General features: G+C 52.2%; 15 protein-coding genes. All 15 read right to left on the reverse strand.

What is annotated here, in order from left to right; translation table 11 throughout:
* Positions 1–320: 320 nt before the first annotated feature.
* Positions 321–2,642 carry a glycosyltransferase gene (locus tag AC3CHX_RS23705; protein ID WP_488630428.1) on the reverse strand — a complete coding sequence of 774 codons (2,322 nt, stop codon included), beginning with the start codon at positions 2,640–2,642 and terminating at the stop codon, positions 321–323.
* 24 nt (positions 2,643–2,666) lie between these two features.
* Entirely contained in the window at positions 2,667–3,842 is a 1,176-nt protein-coding gene (locus AC3CHX_RS23710) for an acyltransferase family protein (protein WP_488630429.1), read from the reverse strand.
* Positions 3,839–4,357, reverse strand: coding sequence for a hypothetical protein (locus AC3CHX_RS23715; RefSeq protein WP_488630430.1), 519 nt, complete (start codon positions 4,355–4,357; stop codon positions 3,839–3,841). The genes AC3CHX_RS23710 and AC3CHX_RS23715 overlap by 4 nt, the downstream gene beginning before the upstream one ends.
* Positions 4,358–4,563: 206 nt before the next feature.
* Entirely contained in the window at positions 4,564–6,492 is a 1,929-nt protein-coding gene (locus tag AC3CHX_RS23720) for a glycosyltransferase family 2 protein (RefSeq protein WP_488630431.1), read from the reverse strand.
* Between the two features lie 108 nt (positions 6,493–6,600).
* On the reverse strand, positions 6,601–7,530 hold the full coding sequence (locus AC3CHX_RS23725) for an NAD-dependent epimerase/dehydratase family protein (protein WP_488630432.1): 930 nt from the start codon (positions 7,528–7,530) through the stop codon (positions 6,601–6,603).
* Between the two features lie 69 nt (positions 7,531–7,599).
* Positions 7,600–9,048 (reverse strand): glycosyltransferase family 4 protein, encoded by a 1,449-nt coding sequence (locus AC3CHX_RS23730; RefSeq protein ID WP_488630433.1) that lies wholly within the window; start codon positions 9,046–9,048, stop codon positions 7,600–7,602.
* Positions 9,042–9,842 (reverse strand): glycosyltransferase family 2 protein, encoded by an 801-nt coding sequence (locus AC3CHX_RS23735; protein ID WP_488630434.1) that lies wholly within the window; start codon positions 9,840–9,842, stop codon positions 9,042–9,044. Before AC3CHX_RS23735 ends, AC3CHX_RS23730 begins: the two co-directional genes overlap by 7 nt.
* A complete protein-coding gene (locus tag AC3CHX_RS23740) occupies positions 9,835–10,902 on the reverse strand; it encodes a glycosyltransferase family 2 protein (RefSeq protein ID WP_488630435.1) in 1,068 nt (355 codons plus the stop codon). Before AC3CHX_RS23740 ends, AC3CHX_RS23735 begins: the two co-directional genes overlap by 8 nt.
* On the reverse strand, positions 10,899–11,555 hold the full coding sequence (locus AC3CHX_RS23745; protein WP_488630436.1) for an LbetaH domain-containing protein: 657 nt from the start codon (positions 11,553–11,555) through the stop codon (positions 10,899–10,901). The genes AC3CHX_RS23740 and AC3CHX_RS23745 overlap by 4 nt, the downstream gene beginning before the upstream one ends.
* Before the next feature lie 8 nt (positions 11,556–11,563).
* Positions 11,564–12,682, reverse strand: coding sequence for a DegT/DnrJ/EryC1/StrS family aminotransferase (locus tag AC3CHX_RS23750; RefSeq protein ID WP_488630437.1), 1,119 nt, complete (start codon positions 12,680–12,682; stop codon positions 11,564–11,566).
* A gap of 30 nt (positions 12,683–12,712) precedes the next feature.
* A complete protein-coding gene (locus tag AC3CHX_RS23755; RefSeq protein ID WP_488630438.1) occupies positions 12,713–13,873 on the reverse strand; it encodes a glycosyltransferase family 4 protein in 1,161 nt (386 codons plus the stop codon).
* On the reverse strand, positions 13,836–15,245 hold the full coding sequence (locus AC3CHX_RS23760) for an ABC transporter ATP-binding protein (protein ID WP_488630439.1): 1,410 nt from the start codon (positions 15,243–15,245) through the stop codon (positions 13,836–13,838). The genes AC3CHX_RS23755 and AC3CHX_RS23760 overlap by 38 nt, the downstream gene beginning before the upstream one ends.
* Positions 15,235–16,077 (reverse strand): ABC transporter permease, encoded by an 843-nt coding sequence (locus AC3CHX_RS23765; protein WP_488644913.1) that lies wholly within the window; start codon positions 16,075–16,077, stop codon positions 15,235–15,237. The genes AC3CHX_RS23760 and AC3CHX_RS23765 overlap by 11 nt, the downstream gene beginning before the upstream one ends.
* A 45-nt stretch (positions 16,078–16,122) precedes the next feature.
* A complete protein-coding gene (gene rfbD / locus AC3CHX_RS23770) occupies positions 16,123–17,034 on the reverse strand; it encodes a dTDP-4-dehydrorhamnose reductase (RefSeq protein ID WP_488630440.1) in 912 nt (303 codons plus the stop codon).
* A complete protein-coding gene (rfbC, locus tag AC3CHX_RS23775; protein ID WP_488630441.1) occupies positions 17,031–17,576 on the reverse strand; it encodes a dTDP-4-dehydrorhamnose 3,5-epimerase in 546 nt (181 codons plus the stop codon). The genes rfbD and rfbC overlap by 4 nt, the downstream gene beginning before the upstream one ends.

The following is a 17,576-nucleotide window of genomic DNA, read 5'->3' on the forward strand; positions in this document are numbered from 1 at the left end:
TTTTAACTGGGCAGCCCGGAATGCGTACCCCTATGACAGCCCTGAGTGGATGCTCGGCGTGATGTTGAAGGAATACGGTGGCACCTAACCAAGGCAATCTGTTTTTAGGTGTCGTCAGTGGACGTTGGTTGCGAGGATCCTTGCAACCCGGCACAACCTCCGAGTGTTCTGCATGTAACGCCGAACTGAACGGCCATGGCCAAAAACTACCCAGGCTCGACCTGCCAACAAACTACGAGGTGCGCGCCAAGTGCCGGCATTCGTCCCAGCACGATGGGTGCGATCATCACATGTAAATTCGGCAAGAAAAACACTGTGATTCACCCCCTTTTTTGTGGGAGGTCTGGATCGGAAAGCACTGCGTGTTGATTGTAATCACGCCGTTTCAGAATGTTCAAAATCCTACGTCCCACAACTTTCACCAACCTGTTCTGAATAACGATACGTCCAAGTCGAGTTTGGTCCAAAAGGACAACTAACCGCATAATCGCAATCGACCCTGAGACAAGGGGTTGTCCTTCGCTTGGTGACTTCAGACTTCCTTGGAGCCAATCTACTGCATCTCCAAGACGTTTGTATTCGAGCGATAAGGATGCTAACTCTCGTCCCAGCCCGGGACTGATCGGCAGTCTCGGATTGTTAACTCTTAACTGATGCGCCTGGTCTAGAATCGTCTGAAAATTGTCGATCGTTCTTTCCCATGAGAATTTAGATGCAGTGAGGGATTTGCACTCCGACGACATCGAAAGCCGCTGCGCCGGATCAGAAATGAGACGCTCCAGTGCGTCCACATAGTGCTGAAGCTCCTTGTCCCCGTGTGGAATTAACACTCCTGCATTTTGACTCACTATTTCTTCCTGTCCACCAACCTTGGCCACCACCGGTACGACGCCAGCCGCCATTGCTTCCAGTAGTGCAATCGAAATACCCTCATATTTTGAGGGTATCAACAGAATATCCGAGGCCAGCAGAACATCGAGCCATCTTTGATGGGGCACGGATCCTAGCATTTGGACATTATCTGCCAGGTTAAACTGGCGCAATAGCGCAGCCAATTGATCTCGTTGATCGCCGTCGCCAATGATCAAGGCCCTGAAAACCAGACCGCGATCTCGCGCTGCCTTTAAAATCTGAGCCAGCATGACTGGCCGTTTCTGTTCACAGATACGACCGGCAAAAACAATCACCGGCATGTCTGTGGAAATATTCAGTTCCTCTCGCAACAAGCGCCTGACTTGGTCAGATTCAGACTTTTCAGGACCCCTAATTCCCGTATACAGCACTCTGATTCGCTCACCATCCGCGCCACGGTCACGCATCCATTTCGCCAGGTGTCCTGTCGTGACGACATTCAAGTCCAGTGCATCCTGATACCCAACTCCGAATCGTGGATGGCCGCCATTCAACCAATCGGGTTCCTCGACATGACACATATCAATAAATGCGACTCCGGGTGAAACCGCTCTCAGATAGGGAAGAAGCTGGTAACCGATTGTGCTGCCAGTCGTCACCACTGTATCGATTTTTCTGGATTGGATCAGGTAAGCCAGGAATCTGGGATAGTCAGATGCATGAAGTATGTTGGGCAACACAAATACGTCCGGTGTCAGGCGGCTGAATTCATGCTCCCAACGATGGTCAGCTGACAACGTAGCGCATACGGTAATGTCATGGCCCTTGCTCGTCAAACCTTCTATCAGATCAAGATTTACTCGATCGGCTCCGCCGGTTACCATCCATGGGAGGATGAACATGATCCGGCGTCCGCTCTCGTTCTCCGCCAACGGATTCATCACATGCGAATGCGTTTCGATGGTTTCATATGGCTGAAGATGACGGCGCGCAGGCTCAGGAAATTTTTTATCCAAGCCGTCATATTTGCGGTGCATCGTCTTTTCGAATTCGTCGTTGACATTGCCAGACCGCATGATTTCTTCAAAACGGCCGTTGCCACGCTTGCGATACCACTGCAGAAATTCTCGGATCGTGTAGCCCCAATGGCCTGTTTTTGCCATGGCAAGCCAAAAGTCCCAATCCTCATGACCGAATCGAATCGATGCATCAAAACCACCACAGTCCACATATGCGGAGCGTCGGATTACTGAAATTGGTGGACCGCTATTGATCAGGAGGTGCGCTTTGCCACTTTCAAATCCGTTAGTCCAAAGATATTCCTGCTCGCCAAAGACAACGCTATAAGAGTTACAAAAAGCAAACTCGGGATTTGATTCCAGAAACCAAACACATTTTTCCAGGTATGTCGGTTCAATCATGTCATCGCTGTCGAGCAGGCAAAGGTAGCGCCCGGTCGCTACGTTGCATGCAGCATTGCGGGCTGCACCCGGCCCCGCATTTATTTGCCTGGATACTTTTATGCGTGAATCTTTTTCCGCGACCCTGGCGAGCCGCTCCACAGATGCTGTGTCCGTAGAACCGTCGTCAACGATGATCCATTCCCAGTTTTGTAACGATTGTGCCTGCAATGACACGAATGTTTCAACGAAGAACTCCTCCGTATTGTAGTAAGGAGTAATGATCGAAACGTCAATGTGCTCAAGAGCAGCAACGTCCCTTGTGTAATTACGGGCGATGGTTCTCCGGCCTGGAAGATCAGTAAAGTCTGGTGCTAAATAATTGACCATATATCGTAAGAAAAAGGTTCGGAATCAGGTGCTGATTTGCGTCCGTGGAAGCGAGGACGAAGCAACTTTGGCTCGTCTGTCTCTTAGGGCAAGAACAGGCTTCTCGATTGCAAAATAGGTTAGGGACGACAGTGAGTAGACCAGGATGTAGAAACTCGGGTAGGCTAGCCACGGGTTTGCATAAACAGATTCAAAGATACCAAACCGGTGAAAAAGTGAAATGCCTATCATGAAACCGAAAATATGCCCCAGATACATCGAGTATGAGATCTGACTCGTATATTTCACAAAGCTGTTCGCCAGCGTAAATTTGCTGGGACGCATATGCGCGAAAAACGGGATCAGGCCGGCAAATGCAAACGCCGAGAGTGAAAAATATAATGGCGCGGTAAATCTCGATTCGGCGAAACCGAAATGCCCTAACTTAGTGCTCGCCATACAACCAATCGCCAGCGCCAGGAATAGCCACCAATATTTGGCCAATCGCCGAAATAATTCAGCATGGAAATGGCTGATATACGCGATCAATACGCCAAAGCCGATGCCGTCCAATCTAAAGGCCACCACCTGTCTTATGCCAGTATCCAGTGCGCCAAAGTCATATGGATGCCCGGGTAAAAGAAATCGCATTAATGGCGGTGCCAATACGAAGCCGAGGATAGTAATGGCAACTGCGCGACGAGCACTTTGCCCGAAACCGATCAATAGCAGAAGTATGAGTGGAAATAAGAAGTAGAACCACTCTTCGACGGCCAGGCTCCAGGACAGGCGGAAGAAATCAGTCATCGGCCATGCCAGATTTTGAGCAAATATCAGATACGACAATTGTGATGAAAGCGTTGTGGCGCCTTTCCAATCGTATTTGAGCGAGACAACAAAGTAAAAAAAGAAGAGCGGTAGTGTTCGCATCCAGCGACGATACCAAAATCGTAACAGACCCTTTTCCTTTTCGACCGGCCATTGCGCCGATTCAATAAGCAGGATTCGTCCAATTAAAAATCCGCTCAGGCAAAAGAACAGATCAACGCCGAACAAACCGGCAAATCCAAATGAAACGAGCAGCGGGTGAGGCGACGAGTGCTGCAGCATATGTCCGGTCACAACCGATAGAACCGCAATAGTTCTACAAACGTCGAGACCAAACATGCGATCAGCATGTTGAGTAGCAGCAGGAAAACCTGAGTTGATATTCGTCATCATTGTTTTTTTCTGAGGCTGGAATCAAATACGAAGGATCTGGACCAGGTAATGTTGCAGCATTGACCATTCGGAGTCGTAAACTGCCCAACAATGACCTCTTTTACTGTTGCATCGTCAAAACTCCTGTTAAAAACGCACTTTTTTATTCCGTTGGAGTCGATTTCCTGCCATTTTTCCTTGCTCAAGTCAAAGTCCCTGTTGACGAATTTGCTGTCGGGCGAGCTTGACTCTGCATCCGTATACAAGTGGAGAAAAAATTTGTCATGAGATTCCTTTGTATCGCAACTTGGCAAGACCAATAACATCCCCTTGGAATTGACTTGAAATTGCAACCCTGCCAAACCACGTTCAGCTGTGGGCACTTTCATGGCGGGTATTTTTTCGAACATGGAGGAAAGGTCGTCTTTTGCGGGATGCCGCACCAAAATGACAGCGGAAGCGGCAATAACCATGAAGCACGAAACAATGCCTAGTATCCTTAAATCAACTCTCATATATCGTTCTATCTTCAGCATTAATAATCAATAAATTCGCCATTCGTCGGCAAAGCTCCAGCACTCCCTGACTTTTAAGTTGACGCCGCCAAGTATAAAGTATCTATTCGGTGGTACCGCTTTCCCGTGCCACCTTCAATTTCAAAAATCCCAATGATGGCAACGGGTTACAAGGCTTGCGCTTGGGTCAACGAAAAGTCGGCATCTGGGTAAAAATGGCGTCGGCGTCAATGATGCCCTTCCAATTGCTCCAGGCTCCTGGCAGCCCTCCCCTTGGCAGCGTCGTAATCATTGTGCAGCAACGCGTGGCGCGCAGATCGTGTTTGATGATCCGCTGGCGTGCGAAACAATGAAGTTGTTTTTGGAACGTAGACGAAGCGCTTGCCATAGCCGTATCGCAGCCACAGGTTCCAGTCTTCAAGCTGATCGAGCCCTGTATCAAAACCGCCGCGCTGTTCATACAGCTCTCTCTTGAACAAAATAGCCTGTATCGGAATGAAGTTGTGATCTTGCAACACGTCATACTCCCATTCCTGTCGGAACACAGCGGGCGTATGAAACGCATCCTCAACGTACCTTGACATGGCAGGGTCGACCTGGGTGTGCACCTCAATCGACAGTGCATAGGCAGCAGACAGCGTGGCATCCCGCGACAGCGCCGAAACCATAATCTCGACGTGATCAGAAAACAGCAGATCGTCGTCATCCAGGAACATCAGGAAACGTCCCTCCGCCGCCGCCAGGCCGGCATTTCCCGCTGCTGACCTGCCGAGCTTTTCATTGGCGAGGAAGCGAACGCGACAGCCAGAGGGCGCTCTTTCAGCCAGGGAGGTGACAAGCGCCTGCTGGCTGTCACCGCCATCCTCAACCACCAACAACTCGATTGCCGGGTAGGTTTGGTTGAATACACTTTGCATGGCCTGTTCCAGGAACATGCTTCTTCCCTTATATGTTCGCGTAATGACCGTGACCATAGGTGTCGCCTCGGTCGCGGCGCAAGGCTGCACTTCATAGAAGGCACCATCCCTCGCCACTTCATAATCAAACCCACGCAACGGAAAATAAGCCGGCACATCCCCTTTCCCGCGGAGAAAATGGGGTATCCGGGGAAGCAACTTGAATGCATTTTTCAGCAGCAATGACCTTGCGCCGTCAAATGGCGAGGGCAAAATAATGCGGGCGACATAGAGCAAGAGCCCGGCAAACCGGTCTGCGGTGCTGCCGTAGCGCAAACGGATATACATGTTTCCGATAGTGCTGCCTGAAAACTGTAACGGCTTTATCTGACCGGCACCGTCATAGGTAAAGTGAGATACAACCGCAGCGGGTACATATTTCAGAACATACCCATAAGAGCGGAAACGATAGGAAAGCTCCACATCTTCCGCGTACATAAAGATATAGGGATCATAGCCCCCAACCTTGTTATAGGCGCTGCGCCTGATCAGGATACATGCGTGGGAAGACCAATGGGTTTCCAGCGTAACGGGGTCGTAATACTTGGGGTGTTCATAGGGAATCTGCCTCAATTCCCAACTCGCCACCGCACCATCTGTATCGCTTAAGGCGACCCGCAGCACATCGCAGAGCGAATTCGGCGCAAACTCCAGATCCAGATTGGTAACCAGGCAATATTCAGAATTGCCATCTCTTATTGCACGGTCATGGCCTGCACCAAAACCCAAGTTTTCTTGCTGAATAATCTGGACGCTTGCAAAACGCGGACCAGTTTCGGCCAGCAAATTCTCGAGCTGCAAGACCGTATCGTCCTGCGATCCATGATCAACAACCCGAAGATGAATTTTTGACAGTGGGTAATGCTGAGAAACCAGTGAGGCAATAAACGCCTCCACCCAACGGGAACTATTATAAGAAACAACAGAAACATCAATCTCCGGCAACTCGACAGAGCGGTCCACACGCACTGCATTCAATATTGCATGTTTATCAAAACGACGATTCGATAATGCCTGCAGTGCCAGAAAATTGCGGGAGGAGTGCCAAAGTGTGTGCAATTTCGAGACCGGTTGGATCCTCCAGTGGACATATTGACGTATTGCACGCAGTGCACCAGAGCGCATATATATAGGCCGCAATAACGCACGTAAATTTCTTTTTCCTAACCAACTCATCGCAACCTTATATTCTAATGCCAATAAAACAACCAAAATCGAAATTCAAGAAAGCGGATCAGGTACCCGGGGCCTGATGCTGCGCGCGTTTTCATCATGCTCCAAGAGCGCACCCAGCCAATCAAACCATCCTTACGCCAACTCCTGTTTCATCCAATGCACGGTACGTTGGATACCTTCACGCATCGATATCTTGGGTGTCCATTGCAATTCTTCGCGGGCCAAGTTATTGCTTAGTATGCTGACCGGGACATCAAATGGACGGCCGGGCAAATAATGACGTTCTACAGGCTTACCTAGCACTTCTTCCAGCATCACAATCAACTCGTTCAAGCTCGTACCGGTACCGGAGCTGATGTTAAAAACCCTTTTCGATCCGCCATACTCAAGCGCCTGAACAAAAGCCTGCGCGACGTCACTGACGTGAATGTAATCCCGCGTCACGCTGCCGTCACCCCAGATAGCGAGAGGAATGCCTTTGATCGCATTGCTAAGAAAAACGCCAACTGCACCCTGCGCAGTTTCAACGCGCTGGCGCTCTCCGTAAGGATTTGCAACCCGCAGGGTAATCGCTTTGATGCCGTGCATCCTCTCGAAAATGTGCAAGTACTTCTCGATAGCAAGCTTCGTGATTCCATAAGAAACCAGCGGGTCCGTCGGATGCTTTTCATCAATCGGCAAATACACCGGATTGCCGTACACCGTGCCACCGGAAGAGATGAAAACTATCTTGGGAACGTTGCGGGCCACCATGGCATTAAGTAATTGCAATGTCGCCACTACATTCGTCTCCACGTCGAAAATCGGGTCGTCGTTGGAACTCTTTGGCAAGGTGGTAGAAACAAGGTGTAGCACCACATCTGCCCCATCGACGGCAGCACTCACATCGTGAGTACTCGACAAATCGCCGGTAATCCACTCCACCTGTTCCCCAGGCTTGAACTCCCGATAGGGAGTCACCCGGGGCCGTTCAAAGATCCGGAGTTCGTGACCGTCTTTCAATAGACGGTCAGCGATCGTCGAACCAATGAACCCTCCTCCGCCGAAAATGACACACTTCATTTATTCAAACTCCTAATATTCAGCGTTCTGCTCCAACCCGCACAACTGGTTTTGAAGCCGCGATAATACCTACTCGTCACCAAGGTACCCGGAGACGCCTTTGAGTTGCCCCGAGAAATGCTCGGCTGTGTGCCTGGACAAAATCAGTGCAACAGCCGCCTCCCATTTACGACGCCTCGCGAAATCGTCCGCCATCGCCTCGTTGATGCGCGCTGCATAGGCGGAAGGGCTGTCATGGTCCCACACCGGGTACCCTGTTTCTTCACTAATGAACTCGGGGACACCACCCACGGCTGAGGCCACCACGGGCAGACCGGCAATCGTCGCGTCCAACAGCGTAATTGGCAAGCCATCCCATCCGGAGGTGTACAAGAGCAACGAATAAGAATTCTTCGTAACAACAGACTCCAATGAGTCGAATGCGCCATGGACCCTGATATTCGGCAATGCGCGCATTTTGTCTTCCATTTCACGCTCGTAATCGTGCACAGCGTAGCCGTAAACATCGAAAACCACCTCGGGCAACAACCGGGCAATTTCGATGAGGAGATCGACACGTTTCTGCTTGGTAAAACGGCCCGCCCAGAGAATTCTTGGCGCCGAAACCGCCCTGTAAATGGGTGCATCTCCGACATGCACAGGAAAATAAACCGTGCTGACTTTATCTAATGACACCCCGTATTGGCGCTTGAGATCCTGAGGATACCAACTTGTATCGCACATTACGCCCCGCAGGAATTTCCAGCAATCGACAAAATACATCTGTGCGTAACTGCGCAGCGCACCGTGATAGTCATAATCATCACAAAAGACACTCGCAAAAACGCGCTTGTCGACCGCGATGAGCGACCGGCCATATTGCTTGAGCATCTCCCATCCGAGAGGCGAGTTGATAATGTGAATCACTTTGGCGGGAGATTGCAGTACGATTCTCGTCAAAACGCTCAGCCTTTGTGCTTCTGACAAACCACGGCCAAGCTCGCCCAATTCAATCAATTTTGCCTGCTGGGGCAAGCGGCTCTTCCACGGCGACTCCCTGTCGATGGTTGAGATTACGAGCACGTTCTTGCCAGCCGCCAAAGCGGCATTCACATGATGCAAAACCCCTTGATCGGCGCCACCTGGCACAAGCCATGGAATCAGGAAAATGATGTCCGGACGCAGATCAGCAATAACCGAACAGCACGCCGTATAAACTTCACCGGGGCCCAATTCCATCGGCGGCACATAGGAAGTGAAGCGTTCAAGAAGATCGGGGGTTGGACAAAGATCTGGATCAATTTCTGAAATTGATCGCAGCTCGTCAACTATCCACACCGGAACCAGCGGCGACGGTGCAGCCTCCGTGCCGGTTGACAGACCAAAATCAATTATCTGGCCATGCACCAAGGTCATTTTGGCGTGATGCGCGAGCGTGCGTAATTGCATCTGCCGGCGAGTCGGCAAAAGACATGCAATCGGAAGAACCAGCTGGCGCCAGAAAAATTGCAACATGGCGAAAAGAAGATTTCTCACCATGCGGCCTCGCCAAGCAATCTGGCACGTTCAGCACGGTAGCTTTCAGGGGCAAGCCATTTCTCCGGCGCATCAAAAAACCGGCTAGGCCTGACGAGCACTCTTTGCTCGTGGTGACCTGCCAATGAAGACCAGCTCTTGCGGCGATAAAAAAGCGCAGTATACGGCGCTGAAACATGACGTATTCCTTCCGCAAGCAGCTCCAGGTTCCAATGCCAGTCTTCGAAACCAAAACCCGTCTGCTTCGAGTCTGAACGCAGATAGGGATGACGTAGATAGATATCACGCTTGGCAAATGAACTGGATACCCAAGGATGCACCGAGAACAAATTGGCCAAAGGATAATCGGGAATCCTGTCGATATCCAGAATCTGTCCGATGGAGTGAACCGCGCCAAAGCACACAACATAGTCCGGATGAACCACCACCGCTCCCTGTTTGGCGTGCACCGTGTTCAGCGCTTCCACGAACCAATTTTCGGAGTAATAATCATCGCCATCAAGCACGCACACATACTCACCGCGAGCGGCAGCAACACCGCTATTTCGAGATGCTCCCTGGTCATGGTTGGCAAGTTCGACAATCTGGTCGCCGTCACGTAGCACTGGGCTGGACCGAACGATACGAGTGGTTTCACTGTCCGCGCTGTCGAGCACCAGAACAAACTCGACAGCGATATTCCTTTGGTTTGCAAAACGTCGAAGCCGCTCCAATCCCAGCAGGGTCTTGTGCGCTAACAGTTCTTCGTCATGAAAAGTGACAACCGCGCTGATGAGCGGGGGCGTTGACTCAGACATTCGAAAGGACTCCTATTTTTTTCAGCAATCTAACAGGCAAGGCACGTTGCAAATGTTCAAGCCGTGCCGACTGATCCCGCAGTTGCGCCTCTGCCGACTCCTTGCTCGCTTGTATTTTTACCAGCTCGGCCTGGAGTTGCGCCTGCTTGGCAAGCAACTCGGACTCCCGCCGAATTGCCAGATGCATTATCGCAGTCCCTGTCTCAATCGCTGCACTCCCAGACAGAAGGCATTCTGCGACACGAGTCTGCAGATCGCTTGCTGAAACAAGAGCCGGATTGCCCATAAAACCTTGCACAGCCGTTTCAATCAAATCCGGACGTCCTTGCTGCCGAAGCCAGGGAAACAAAATATCAGCGGAGGTTTTTGCATGCTCGAGCAAAGCACCTTGCGGATTCTTGTGCGTAATATTGCTGCCATGGTTCCGGTAGCCAACGAGTGGCTCATCGATGACGGTAAAGCGAGCGCCAGCCGCCAGCGCCCTGAGCCAGAACTGCCAATCCGGCGTGTAAACCAGTCTGTTATCAAAGTCGCCCAACCGGCTATGCAACGCTGCACGCACGACCGCACCGGAATGACATAAGCGGTTCTCCCAAAGCCACGTTGCAGGGTCATTCAGATCGACTGACGCGTTGAACCAGTCAGCGTAGGGTGTTGCTCCCGAGGCAACCGCGCCGTTGCGATCAATCTCTGTTACCACCGTCCCGCAGATATCTACCTCCGGATGCTCGGCAAGGAACGCGGCTTGGCGCTCAAGCTTGGTGGGCATGAACAGATCGTCGGAGTCAAGGCTTGCGATGTAGCGTCCATGGGCCATTGATAGCGCGTGGTTGTATGCTGCGCATGCCCCCGAGTTGAGCGCTTGCCTGTGCGTCTTGATGCGCGGATCGTCAAAGCTTTGAATGATGCCCCATGAGTCATCCGTCGAACAATCATCAACAATCAACAACTCCCAGTCCTGGAATGTCTGCGCCAGGACCGATTCAATTGCCGCACCGATGTAAGGCCCGTAATTGAAGGAAGTCATGATGATTGAAAAGGTCGGATTCATATCAATCATCGTTGCCGAACCATTTCCCTTGCAGGATTCCCTATAACCGTGACGCCATCGGGTACATCCTTGGTAACTACAGCCCCCATCCCAACCACTGCACCGACCCCGATTCTGAGCGGCTTGTCTGGCGTGCCTTGTTTGATAACCGCATTCGAGCCAATATAGGCATAGTCATGGATGTGCACCCGGCCATTGCATCGCACACCAGGTGCAAAGGTAACAAAATCACCAATGACGCAATCGTGCGCTACGTAAGAATAGACCCCGGCTTGAAAAAAGCGGCCGATCGTGGCGTTGGAAGTCACCATGGTATTCGGACAAAAAACCGACCCGGGGCCAATCACGTTGTTATCGAGAAAAATTGTTTGCGTTGCTTGAATCGACAGGACCTCTGCTGAAGACCCCACTTTGTTTGCAATGGCTTCACGCACGCGGCCATCTCCAACCGCAACGTTGAAGTAGCGGGAACCCTCAAGCTGGAGGAATTTGTCCATTGAAATCAATGGATAGCCGTTCACCTCGGAGTCGGCCGGCTCCCATGTTTCCACAAAGAACGCCTCAACAACATCGGGCGACACGCCGAGCGTTCGAGCGACGCTGCTCCTGACGTAGGGCATGACCTCTCTCGCACAGCCGCCCGCACCGAAAAGACCAAACATGACTTTACTCACTGCGCATCCCCCCGAATAATGGCAACGACCCGCTGCTGCTCCTGTGGCTGCAGGGCCGGATAGATTGGCAGGCACATAACCTGGTCTGCCGCGCTGGCCGCCACCGGCAGGTTGCTGCGCTGCGCCGAAGGAAGATCCCGGTACATTGGAAAGTCGGAGATCAACGGATAGAAGTAGCGGCGCGCGTAGATGCCATGGTCCTTGAGGCGCTGATATAGCGCATCGCGACTGAGCGGGTAATCCACCTCTACCAAAATGGGGAAATAGGCATGGTTGGCGACCGTCTCCCCTGCATCGTCCAGACAGCGGATACCTTTGACGCCGCTCAGTTGCCGGCGGTAGCTCGCTTCGACTTCCTTGCGGCGAGCCAGTGCCGCGTCGACGTGCTTGAGTTGCAGCAAACCGAAAGCCGCGTTGACTTCGCTCATCTTGCCGTTGATGCCTGGAGCCACCACAGTCACTTCGTCCACAAAACCAAAGTTTTTCAATTGATCGATGTGTTGCTTGGTCTCGGCGTCCGGGCAGATGATGGCGCCGCCCTCAAAGGTATTGAAGACCTTGGTGGCGTGAAAGCTCAACACTGACAGATCGCCATGATTGAGCACGCTGCCGGCGCCGGATTGCACCCCGAAGGCATGGGCGGCATCGTAGATCACCTTCAGGTTGTGGCGCTCGGCGATTTTCCGGATGGCATCGACATCGCACGGGTGGCCGTACACATGCACGGGCATGATGGCCGTGGTGTGCGGAGTGATCGCGGCCTCTATCTTTGCCGGGTCGAGGTTCAGCGTGTTCGGATCGATGTCGACAAACACGGGCTTGATACCGTTCCACAACAGCGAATGGGCCGTGGCCACAAACGAATACGGCGTGGTGATCACCTCGCCCGTGATGCGCAGCGCCTGCAGTGCCGTCACCAGGGCGATGGTGCCGTTGGTGAACAGGGCCAGGTGTTTGACGCCCAGATAGTTGCAAAGGGCTTGCTCCAGCTGCTGGTGGAACGGACCGGCGTTGGTGAGGATTTTGTTGTCCCAGATTTGCTGCAGATAGGGGATGAACTCCTCCAGTGGCGGCAAGTTGGGCTGGGTAACATAAATAGGGGGTTGGCTGTTCATATCTTTTGCTGTAGCTTGAGAGTCAGGGCTCTAGGCGCGAATGTCTACACCGTTCGCAATCGTATATTGTTCTAGCAATGCGGCGCGCGGGCCAAGCTGCCTTGTTGGATCAAACACCTTCTGGCTCACGCTTTGCCCACGGACGCCTATTCTCCTAAGCAAGTCTGGATTATGAATCAACTCCCCGACTGCCTTGACAATAGCCTCTGGCACAGGGTCGCAAATAACCATATCTTCGCCGTCGGTGTAGTAGCGGTTAAGTTTTAGCTCGTCACTGCAAACCACCACAACACCACACAGTGACGCCTCCACACAGCAACTCGTTGGAAAACCATCAAAGTTCCCTGGATGCAGCAAAAAGGGACGGTTGGGAGAAACAATAACGTCCTGCGTCAGAAAGAATTCTTTCAAGTCGTTCGTAGTCAGCAATCCTTTAAAGGATAAGGCCGCCCTGATTTGATCATCCAGCGGAAAATCGTCTGCACCAAAACTGCCGACCACGGAAAATCGCAAGTTTGGAAATTCTCGAATAAGCTGTTTTGCGGCCTCGATAAACTGCGGATAGCCTTTGTTCGCCCCTTGCGGCATATAACGCTCGGCAACAAAACAAATACGTAAAGCACCAGAATCCAGCAACGTGCGCTTATTTTTGGTCACGCCTTCCTGATAAATAGTATGTATTGCTACGCCATAGATATCATGCACAGGCACCGGGCAGCCCCTGGCTTTGAGATAGTCGATAGTGACGCTTTGCGTCGCAATGATTCCACGAAGCAAGGGGGAGCCAAGAACCTTATCCAGCTTCTCATCGCTCTCTGGTTCCCCCAGCCCGAACCCGCCTCCTGGGTAGAGCGTCACCAGAAAAGGGATCCGATGGGAACTCAGTGCAGGCAAAAAATGATGCGCATTATTGAGAAAATTCATATACACAAAAGCGCAATCATCCAACGATGACTCATCGTAGGCCTTAACCCGATCAGCGTACTGTGGGTAGCGTTGTGCATACGCAGCATGCACATTTTCAAAATCCGGGTTAGTCGAATAAATAGTCAAGCGTGGAAAGCGTTCCAAGTACCAGTTGTACTCGGCAACACGAAAAGCAGTTAGAAGATTGGGGAAAAAATCGTCTAGTACTGCCACCGAGCGGCGTGACTTAAACAACCGCTTGAGATACTGAAAACTTGACTTCATGCTCAATTTCTACCCAATCGCTAAGAGGAAATGGATTGCGAGGCGCAACCTCAAAGACACCCACATCCTCCAGCCAGTCAACAAATTTAACGTCGGAGTATTGGGTAACATCCGTCAGACTGGAAATCAACCCAGTGATGGCGTACCGGCCCGCTTGCAGACGGAGTGGCAATTTAAATTCAACCTGAAATCGCTCACCTGGCTGCCATGTGCGATCGTAAAGGCCGACAGTCGCGCCGCTATTGGCGCCGACCAAATGCTGATTGTTGCGATCTTTAATGTGAAAAGAGACTATCAGCCGCTCACATTTTTGCTTGATTTCAACCAGACACACCAGCCTCAACGAAGCACCGAACTCAAGAGGAGACAGGCCAATAGGCTCGCGCCCGGAAAAGCCCTGAAAGGCAAGGTATTGCGCATGACCTGTGCCGGATCGTGCAGAGTACCGAAGTTCTGTCGACATGTTCAAGTTGTCGGCCTGAGAATCAGCCACCGTCAGTGCAACACTTTCCTCATCGTCCCCACCTGTTAGCAGGTGCTGCGCATTGGCCTGCCTGATCCAGTCTTGAGCGTACGCCTTGGCGACATCGCCGGTTTCGCCAAACGCGCGCGCGACGCCACGATCAAGCCAAAGTGTGCGCTTGCACAGCGCTTTAACCGAATTGATGTCGTGGCTCACAAACAGGATCGTGGTGCCGCTGTCCACAATCTGCTTCATCCGTGACATGCATTTGGCCTGAAAAAATGCATCGCCAACTGATAGCGCTTCATCAACAATAAGGATATCTGCGTCGACATGCACAACCACCGCAAACGCGAGTCGAACATACATACCCGAAGAATAGGTTTTGACCGGCTGATCAAGGAACTCACCGATATCAGCGAAGGCGACGATCTCGTCAAAACGCGCATCGATCTCGTCTTTCCTCAACCCCAGGATGCCACCATTTATATAAACATTTTCGCGCCCTGTGAATTCAGGATTGAAACCCGAACCCAATTCGAGCAGGGCCGCCACTCGCCCATTAATCAGGACCGAGCCGCTGGTGGGCGTCAAGGTGCTGCAGATGATTTGCAATAGCGTTGATTTACCGGCGCCATTGCGTCCGATAATGCCGACGGTTTCGCCCTTTTTAACGTCAAAGGAAACATCTTTAAGGGCCGAGAACTCGCGGAAATATTGTCGCGGGGCTTTTCCGGCAAGGCGATGTATGGAAGGCATGACAAATTGCTTCAGCCGGTCGCGCGGGGCATCGTATATCTGATAGCCCTTCCCAAGGTGACTGATATGGATGGCCAGGTTACTTGTGTCATCTCTCACACCGAGCACCTCGTCCAAAGGGAGCGTGACATTGTTCTGGTTAGAGGACATCAGCAAACCCCTTTCTGGTTTTCTGGAACCAGGCGTAGCCTGCCCAGGCAATGACTACGGCAGCCAGAGTGTAAGCTCCCAATCCCAGCCAGTTCGGCATATGGCCCCAGATCAGCACGTCGCGTGCCTGTTCGATGATGAAGGTCAGCGGGTTAGCCATGATGAACGGACGGAATCTTTCCGGCACTGCAGTCACCGGGTAGAAAACAGGGGAAAGAAACATCAACACGGTGGTAATGATGGCGATGGTTTGCCCGACGTCGCGCAAAAATACGCCTAAGGATGCCAGCATCCAGGAAAGACCCGTGGCGAGGATCACCAGCGGAAGCAGTACCAAGGGGGTGAAAACCGCCGTCCAGTGCAAATAGCCGTTAAAGATTCCAAAGGCGACCAGCAGCACGCCCAGGCTGATGAGACTGTGAAAGAGTGCTGCACCCATGGAAATGACGGGCAATATTTCAAGTGGGAACACCACTTTCTTGACGTAATTGACGTTGGAAAGTATCAATCCGGGCGCGCGGTTGATGACCTCGCTAAACAGGTTAAGCACGATAATGCCCACAAAAAGAAGCACGGCGAATTGCGTTTTGCTGTCGTTGGCCCCCACCCCGCCCCAACGAGATTTGAAAATTTCGGAGAAAACGAAGGTGTACACGACGAGCATGAACACGGGGTTGAAGAACGACCATGCCAGTCCGAAGGCCGAGCCTCTGTAACGGCCCACCACTTCGCGCGTGGTCATTTGCACGATGAGCTGGCGGTTGCGCAACAGACTTTTGGCCAGTGCCACGAGGGATGTGGGTTGGGCGGAGTGGGGGTTGATCGCTGTCAGGGCGTCGGTCATACGAACTGCTCCGCTTCTGCCAGTGGCAAGATGCTATGGTTTCTCATTTGTTCCTTGTATCAATTCACTCAGGCAAAGATCCAGATCCGCACGCCAATCCGGCAATGCAAGCTGAAACGTTTGCTGCAGTTTGTTCCCATCCAGACGAGAGTTACGCGGTCTTGGAGCGGGAAGAGGATAGGCTTCAGTGGGGATAGGTTCGATAGCTTCAGGCCAGAGCTTAAGTGCTAAGCCTTGAAGTCGAGCCTGTGTGACAACATGCCTGGCGTAACCGTGCCAGGTGGTTTCACCGTTGGCGCATAAATTGTAAATGCCGGTAGTGGCGAGAATACGATCCAGGGCAGGACCTTGCGACTGCAATGCGGCGCTAGTGGTGCGTGCAATGGCACGCGCCCAGGTTGGCGCACCGGTCTGATCCGCCACAATGCGGATGTGTTCTCGCTCCTGGGCCAAACGCAATACTGTCTTGAGAAAGTTGCCGCCATGGACCCCGTAGACCCAGCTGGTACGGAAAATCCAGTGCGCCTGACATGCTTGTGCTACTGCTTTTTCACCTTCGCGCTTGGTGCGGCCGTACACACTTTGAGGATTAGGCCTGTCTTCTTCAGTGTAAGCGCTACTCTTGCTGCCATCAAACACATAATCGGTCGAATAGTGAATCATCGCTGCGCCAAGTTTTTGCGCTTCCTCTGCCATCACGCCCGGCGCTTCAGCGTTGATGCGCATGGCGAGTTCCGGCTCGCTTTCGGCCTTGTCTACCGCCGTATAGGCGGCAGGATTGATGATCAGATTAGGCTTGACGGTACGAATGACATCACGCACCTGATCCAGATCAGATAAGTCCATTTGACTGCGGTCAACCGCGACAATCTCGCCCAAGCCTTGCAGGCTGCGTTCCAGTTCGTAACCGACCTGGCCGTTCTTTCCGGTAAGAAGAATCTTCATGGAAAGACCTCGGCGTCGGCCAGCAACGTTGCAACCTGATCTTTACCCGACAGCAGTGGGGTGCCGTCGACCGGCCAGTCGACGCCGATGGCAGGATCGTTCCACAGGATCGAACGCTCGAATTCCGGCGCCCAATAATCGGTCGTCTTGTACAGGAACTCGGCGGATTCGCTGGTCACGACAAAGCCGTGCGCGAAGCCTGGCGGCACCCACATTTGACGCTTGTTGGCAGCCGACAAAGTCGCGCCGATCCAACGACCGAACGTGGCGGAGCTTTTGCGGATATCGACGGCGACGTCAAACACTTCACCGGCAACCACGCGCACCAGCTTGCCTTGCGGCTGCTGGATTTGGTAGTGCAAGCCGCGCAAGACGTTTTTGGCGGATTTGGAATGGTTGTCCTGGACGAAATTGGCCGTAATACCGGTCAGCTCTTTGAAGCGGCGCTCGTTAAAGCTTTCGTAAAAGAAACCGCGATCGTCACCGAACACTTTGGGTTCAATGATAAGAACGTCAGGGATATCGGTTGTTTGAACTTGCAT

This window comes from Glaciimonas sp. OK215, from assembly GCF_057787885.1.

Excerpts from the sequence above, each read along its gene's own strand:
- AC3CHX_RS23705 (WP_488630428.1), bottom strand. The coding sequence starts at position 2,642 with ATGGTCAATTATTTAGCACCAGACTTTACTGATCTTCCAGGCCGGAGA.
- AC3CHX_RS23710 (WP_488630429.1), bottom strand. The coding sequence starts at position 3,842 with ATGATGACGAATATCAACTCAGGTTTTCCTGCTGCTACTCAACATGCT.
- AC3CHX_RS23715 (WP_488630430.1), bottom strand. The coding sequence starts at position 4,357 with ATGCTGAAGATAGAACGATATATGAGAGTTGATTTAAGGATACTAGGC.
- AC3CHX_RS23725 (WP_488630432.1), bottom strand. The coding sequence starts at position 7,530 with ATGAAGTGTGTCATTTTCGGCGGAGGAGGGTTCATTGGTTCGACGATC.
- AC3CHX_RS23730 (WP_488630433.1), bottom strand. The coding sequence starts at position 9,048 with ATGGTGAGAAATCTTCTTTTCGCCATGTTGCAATTTTTCTGGCGCCAG.
- AC3CHX_RS23735 (WP_488630434.1), bottom strand. The coding sequence starts at position 9,842 with ATGTCTGAGTCAACGCCCCCGCTCATCAGCGCGGTTGTCACTTTTCAT.
- AC3CHX_RS23740 (WP_488630435.1), bottom strand. The coding sequence starts at position 10,902 with ATGATTGATATGAATCCGACCTTTTCAATCATCATGACTTCCTTCAAT.
- AC3CHX_RS23745 (WP_488630436.1), bottom strand. The coding sequence starts at position 11,555 with ATGTTTGGTCTTTTCGGTGCGGGCGGCTGTGCGAGAGAGGTCATGCCC.
- AC3CHX_RS23750 (WP_488630437.1), bottom strand. The coding sequence starts at position 12,682 with ATGAACAGCCAACCCCCTATTTATGTTACCCAGCCCAACTTGCCGCCA.
- AC3CHX_RS23755 (WP_488630438.1), bottom strand. The coding sequence starts at position 13,873 with ATGAAGTCAAGTTTTCAGTATCTCAAGCGGTTGTTTAAGTCACGCCGC.
- AC3CHX_RS23760 (WP_488630439.1), bottom strand. The coding sequence starts at position 15,245 with ATGTCCTCTAACCAGAACAATGTCACGCTCCCTTTGGACGAGGTGCTC.
- rfbD (WP_488630440.1), bottom strand. The coding sequence starts at position 17,034 with ATGAAGATTCTTCTTACCGGAAAGAACGGCCAGGTCGGTTACGAACTG.
- rfbC (WP_488630441.1), bottom strand. The coding sequence starts at position 17,576 with ATGCAAGTTCAAACAACCGATATCCCTGACGTTCTTATCATTGAACCC.